Below are 237 nucleotides of genomic sequence, written 5' to 3'. Positions count from 1 at the left end.
CAGATGATAAGCGAGGTGCGCAGCGGGGGATTGCTGGTATCCAGCCCGAGCAAATGGTAGCGGTGCTGCTGGCGCAGAAATTCATAGATCAGATAGACAAACGGCGTCAGTAGCACGCCGCCGGTAAATGACGCCAGGCCAATTAACGTTGCCGGGCTTTGAATAAAAGGTGAAAGCAGGGCGGTATTGAGCAATGAGGTGAGCGTCACCGCGGCCAGCAGCAGCGTTAAGCGCTGC

The 237-nt window shown here is 56.5% G+C and carries 1 protein-coding gene; it reads right to left on the bottom strand.

All coding sequences use genetic code 11. The features are described 5' to 3' along the window. Positions 1 to 237: MASE1 domain-containing protein (locus tag FDX22_RS31540; protein ID WP_370317636.1), on the bottom strand; the 237-nt coding region annotated here is incomplete at both ends.

This window comes from Citrobacter sp. TBCS-14 (assembly GCF_005280805.1).
GTDB classification, from domain to species: Bacteria; Pseudomonadota; Gammaproteobacteria; order Enterobacterales; family Enterobacteriaceae; genus Citrobacter; species Citrobacter gillenii.
The sequence above is the reverse complement of the archived record's forward strand: the minus strand, read 5'-3'. Positions and strand labels throughout refer to the sequence as shown.